We start from the raw sequence: 4818 nt of genomic DNA, 5'->3' as shown, positions 1-4818 counted from the left end.
TCACCCCAGACACACCATCACCGAGCAGCGGACATTTTAGCCCGGGGAAAACCGGACAGCCTCAACCGGGATTGACATCCACGAACACATGAACACGATCGGAGGCCTCGCGCAGGGCCTCCAGCAGCAGTAGGGGATCCTCCAGCAACTCCTCCACGCCGCCGTCAGCCTGGGCCAGCACCGCCAACGGCAGGGCCAGCAGCACCTCCAGGTCCAGGCTGTAGGTGGTCATCACGGTGCGGTCGAGTCGGTAGCCGGCCGGTGGGCGCAGGATATCCGTGGCGACTGCGCGCGCGTCGGGTGAAAGCATCAGCGCGCCAGCCCTCGGTGCAGGTCGGTCAGCAGGGTGCGCACCTGCGGCCAGCGGAACGCCATCCGCCCCGTCCCGACGTCACCGCGCCAGTCGAGCAGGCGGCTTTCATTCACCAGTCGTGCTCGGGGGCCCTTCAGGGCGCGCTCCCGCTGCGCAATCAGATTCTTCAAGCCGCGGCTGTTGGCCACCTCGCGCGGACCTATCCGTGATACCCCCTCCGCCCACTGCTCCACGAACCGCTTGAGACCGGGCCTCACGGAAACTCCGTGGCGAGCGGCCAAGCTCCACAACGCCTGGGGATCGAAGCTGTCCGGGTCCTGGACCTCGCGGTCGGCCCATTCGGCCAGGGAGTGGCGGTACTTCTCGGCGGCCTCCTGATCCTGGCCCTGGGGGTCGCCGTAACGATCAAGCCGCGTCTCGGCCAGCAGCAGGTTGTAAACCAACGGCGCGCCTTCCAGATGAAGCGAGAACCGCCGCGCCATCTCGACAACCTCCTCGAGTCGCGCCGGCAGATCCGCCCGACCTGGGATCTGCCAGGGCCAGGGGACCTCTCCGAGGCTCGGCGATCCTTCCCGGGCCAGCCAGGCGATCAAGCTATGCGGGACGTTCGTCCCGATGCAGCCGCGGATGAAGTCCGCCTCCTCGCGAGACAATTCAAAGCTGGCGGATTCGAGCAGGTCCTCGGGGGGCTCCGGCAAATGTGCATTCCAGGTGCGGGCCCGATCCCGGGCCACGCCGGGGTCATCGGGGTGTCCCGCAACGGCCGGAGTCGCGACCTCCCGGAAATGGCGGAAATACCAGCTCTGACTCTGGTTCGGCACGAAAATGCCCCACCGCACCAGGGCGGCCCAGTAGGCATTGCTGGGGAGTCGGGCCAGGCTCTGGCCCGCCCGGGCACCAATGATCCCCTCCTGGTCTCCCCGTTTCTTCAGGGCCTCCACCAGCCGGAGTTCCATGGCCCGCGCTTCGGCGGCCACGTTCTGGACCTGGCGTGGCCGTGCCTCCAACCAACCATAGAGCCACGGGATGAACAGCACGTACCGCAGGCGAGTGTGCAGTACGGAGGTACCGGGGAACAGGGCGTCCGACAGGAAGTCGCGGATCGGACCGAGACCCAGCTCGTCGACGGTGCCCTGTTCGTTGAACAAGTCGAGAACGCGACGGACTTTGTCTCGGTCCGAGGCGGTGAGGTCGATCCAGGTTAGGAAGGCAGGGCTTGCGCTCATCGTTGGGATGGCCCCTTAGACCCCGGGCCTGACTCAGGCCACCGCCTGTTTGACGATGGTGTCGGCCAGACTTTGCTGGATTTCTTTCACCGTTTTCAGCCGCGACTTGAGGCGATCACACAAGGCCATAAGCTCGTCGCTTCTTTCCAAAATGCGCTCTTGCTCTTGGATGGGAGGAATTGGAACTGTGCAACTTCTAAGCTGTGTCTTATTTATCGATGCCAAATTGGTGGTTTGTTTGCTGGACTCCGCAAAATACTCCCTTGCAAACCGAGAATTTAGATATTCCTCTATCCAGCGCTCATTCTGCTCCTCAAGAAGCAGGCGAGCCCGAAATACATGATTTTGATGAACTATTGGATGAATGGAACCATTCCAAATGGCAGTTCGACCAACCTTATCCCAATCCCCGCCCTCGGTTATTAGTAAGTCCCTCCGCAGAACCAAGTAGCGATCCATGTCACTCTTCGCTATCTCAATCTCTTTCACTTGATCCAAAAGGAGTGCAGCACGTTGAACGTTTGCAACTCGAAGGTAAGGTAGGACAACCGTTTCAGAACCGGTGTGCTTCTTCCCCTTAGCTATGCCACTTTGGATTTCAGTGATATCGTCGAGCCGGGCGATGGACCAGCCTACTGGAAGCTTGAACGGTATTTCATCCTCTCGAATTCCGGGAAGCGCCTTCGACTTCCGTATTCCCCCTTTCAGTGTCATCCGTTCCTTTTCCGCAGCCGTTCGCGCCAGTAGCTTGGAGGCCGGCTCATCGTTGGGGTCTTGGGGCACCAATAGTCCCTTGACGGCAAGCTCATGGATCGTCTGTTTGAGACGGTCTATGCTGTGCTCGGTGGTGAACAGGGTGTCGAAGTGGGCGACCAGGCGGGCCCAGTTCTCGGGCAGCTCGGCCGCGTCCTGCGAGCGAGTGAGGGTGTCCAGCAGGGTGTCCACGAGGGTCTCGTGGGCGCTGAACTGGTCGCAGGTCTGCTGCTCCAAGCGGTCGCAGAGGGCCATGAGCTCGTCGATTGTTTCGACTATTCGCTCTTGTTCCTCCAGAGGGGGAAGGGCCACTGGCACTTGGGCCATCTTACTCCCCGATATTTCTCTGAAGGTGGTCCCGCTTGCCGAGTCGTCAATGAACTTCGCGGAACGTTTAAGGAAGTAAAAAAGGTACTCGCTGAGCCCTTGTAGGTAAGGGACGCAGGACTTGAAACCTTGATTGGTCGCCAGAGGGGAACCGGAAATGGCAACGTAGCCGATTGGGGCACGCGAAGAAAAAAGAACTGATCCGGCCGGCAGAAGTGTAGCAGAGGACTTATCAAGGCCTTCTTGAGATATATCTCGCCGCCCCGAATAAACATATTTCCCCTCGAAGCCATAGAGGTCGGCAGGTGTCAACCATTTAATCCCGTTACTCGCCCAGAATGAGGATACTTTGGATTTTGGAGTACCCCCTCCTACTATCTGCCCAATTTCACCAAGACAAGTCCATTTCCATGTCGCAGGTAGCTCAAAAGGCTTATCCTCCGAATCGAACGACAACCGTTTCGGCCTCCTGATCTTACCTTCGTTATGCAGCCGCTCCTTTTCTTTCTCGATGCGCTCCAGAAGCTTGGAAGCCGGCTCCTCCTCGGGATCCTGCGGCACCAGTTTGCCGCGCACAGCCAGCTCCAGGATCAGCTCGCGCAGCTTGTCGATGCCGGTCAGTTTCGGCTCGCCGTTGTTGCCTCGCCCCTTGCCGTTCTTGTAAGTGACGGCGCTGGTCCAGAGGTCCAGATGCTCGGTAATCAGGTGCTCCGTGCTCATTGCTGCTGCTCCCCCAGGGCGTCGGCCAGGATGTCCTTGAGCTGATCGCGCAGCTCCTGGATTTCCGCTTGCTGGCTTTCGTACCTGGCCAGCAATTCCTCGGGGTCGTGGTTCTCTTCCTCGGCGGCGTAGGGGTTTTTGCGGTCGAGGTTGTAGTTGTCGGCCTGGATGTCCTCGACCGGCACGCGCCAGGCGTATTCGGTCTCCTCGCGAGCCTTGAAACCGTCGTCCTCCGCGCCCCACCAGGCGATCTCCCGCTCGAACTCCTGGAAGCGCATGGGCTTGGTCTTGCTGTAGCTCTTGTAGCCTTCCGGATAGGGGTGCTCGTAGTACCACACCGCCTGGGTGGGCCGGCCCTTGGTGAAGAACAGAAGGTTGGTCTTGATGTTGGTGTAGGGGCTGAATACACCGTTGGGTAGTCGAACAATCGTGTGCAGATCGCACTCTGAGAGCAGCTTCTCCTTGATCCGGGTCTTGATGCCCTCCCCGAACAGAAAGCCGTCGGGCAGTACCACACCGGCCCGGCCGCCGTCCTTGAGCAGGTGGATGAACAGGCTCATGAACAGGTCCGCGGTTTCCCGGGTGCGGAAGTTCTGGGGGAAGTTGGTCTCAATGCCCGGCTCTTCCATGCCGCCGAAGGGCGGGTTGGCGACGATGACGTCCACCCGGTCGCGCGAGCCCCAGTCCGTCCATGGCTGGGCCAGGGTGTTGTCGTGACGTATCTGCCTGGGCACCTCGACGCCATGGAGGATCAGGTTGGTGCTGGCTAGCAGGTGCGGCAGGGGCTTCTTCTCGATGCCGCGGATGGTGGTCTGGAGGGTCTCCCAGTCCTGCGGCGTGTCGACGTAGTGCTCGCGCTTGTGCTCGATGGTGCTGACGAGGAAGCCGCCGGTGCCGCAGGCGGGGTCCATTACCCGCTCCTCGAGCTTGGGGTCCACCCGGTTGACGATGAACTCCGTGACGGCGCGGGGGGTGTAGAACTCACCGGCGTTGCCGGCGCTTTGCAGGTCCTTGAGGATCTGCTCGTAGACGTCGCCCAGCTCGTGGCGGTCGCCGGAGACGTTTAAGTCCATCTCCTGCAGCTTGTTGATGACCTGCCGCAGGAGCTGGCCGGACTTCATGTAGTTGTAGGCGTCCTCGAATATGCGCCGAATCACCACCGGCCGCATATCGTCGCCGCGGGCCTCCAGGGACTGATCGCCGGTCATGCCCTCTTCATCCGCCGCCCAGTTGCGCCAGCGCAGCTCTTCGGGGATCGGCGAGACGTAGTCATCCTCAAGCACTTCCCACTCCTGCTCTCGGTCGTCGTAGATCTTGAGGAAGAGCATCCAGACCAGCTGGCCGATTCGCTGGGCGTCACCGTCGACACCGACGTCGGTGCGCATGATGTCCTGGATGGATTTACTAATCTTTTAGAAAGTAATGTCATTTTCTGGTAGAATTGCTGGTATGAAATGTAAACGCTCCAGTGATGGTCGA

4 protein-coding genes are annotated in these 4818 nt (G+C 60.5%); all 4 read right to left on the bottom strand.

All coding sequences use genetic code 11. The annotated features are described in order from the left end of the window. Nucleotides 1-61 precede the first annotated feature (61 nt). From ACPEES_RS22780 to ACPEES_RS22765, 4 genes are read right to left on the bottom strand one after another with little or no spacing between them, the layout of a single operon-like run. Complete coding sequence (locus ACPEES_RS22780; protein ID WP_435106694.1) at nucleotides 62-310, bottom strand: hypothetical protein; 249 nt, start codon at nucleotides 308-310, stop codon at nucleotides 62-64. Beyond that, the gene (locus tag ACPEES_RS22775) at nucleotides 310-1539 is read right to left on the bottom strand and encodes a DUF6361 family protein (RefSeq protein ID WP_435106692.1); all 1230 of its coding nucleotides are present in this window, start codon (nucleotides 1537-1539) and stop codon (nucleotides 310-312) included. The genes ACPEES_RS22780 and ACPEES_RS22775 overlap by 1 nt, the downstream gene beginning before the upstream one ends. Nucleotides 1540-1572: 33 nt before the next feature. Then, the gene (locus ACPEES_RS22770; RefSeq protein ID WP_435106690.1) at nucleotides 1573-3339 is read right to left on the bottom strand and encodes a restriction endonuclease subunit S; all 1767 of its coding nucleotides are present in this window, start codon (nucleotides 3337-3339) and stop codon (nucleotides 1573-1575) included. Then, a complete protein-coding gene (locus ACPEES_RS22765; RefSeq protein WP_435106688.1) occupies nucleotides 3336-4724 on the bottom strand; it encodes an N-6 DNA methylase in 1389 nt (462 codons plus the stop codon). Before ACPEES_RS22765 ends, ACPEES_RS22770 begins: the two co-directional genes overlap by 4 nt. Nucleotides 4725-4818: the final 94 nt, after the last annotated feature.

It is taken from the genome of Arhodomonas sp. AD133, from assembly GCF_051195215.1.
GTDB lineage: Bacteria > Pseudomonadota > Gammaproteobacteria > Nitrococcales > Nitrococcaceae > Arhodomonas.
Note: the sequence above shows the minus strand (reverse complement) of the source record. Positions and strands in the feature narration are given on the sequence as shown.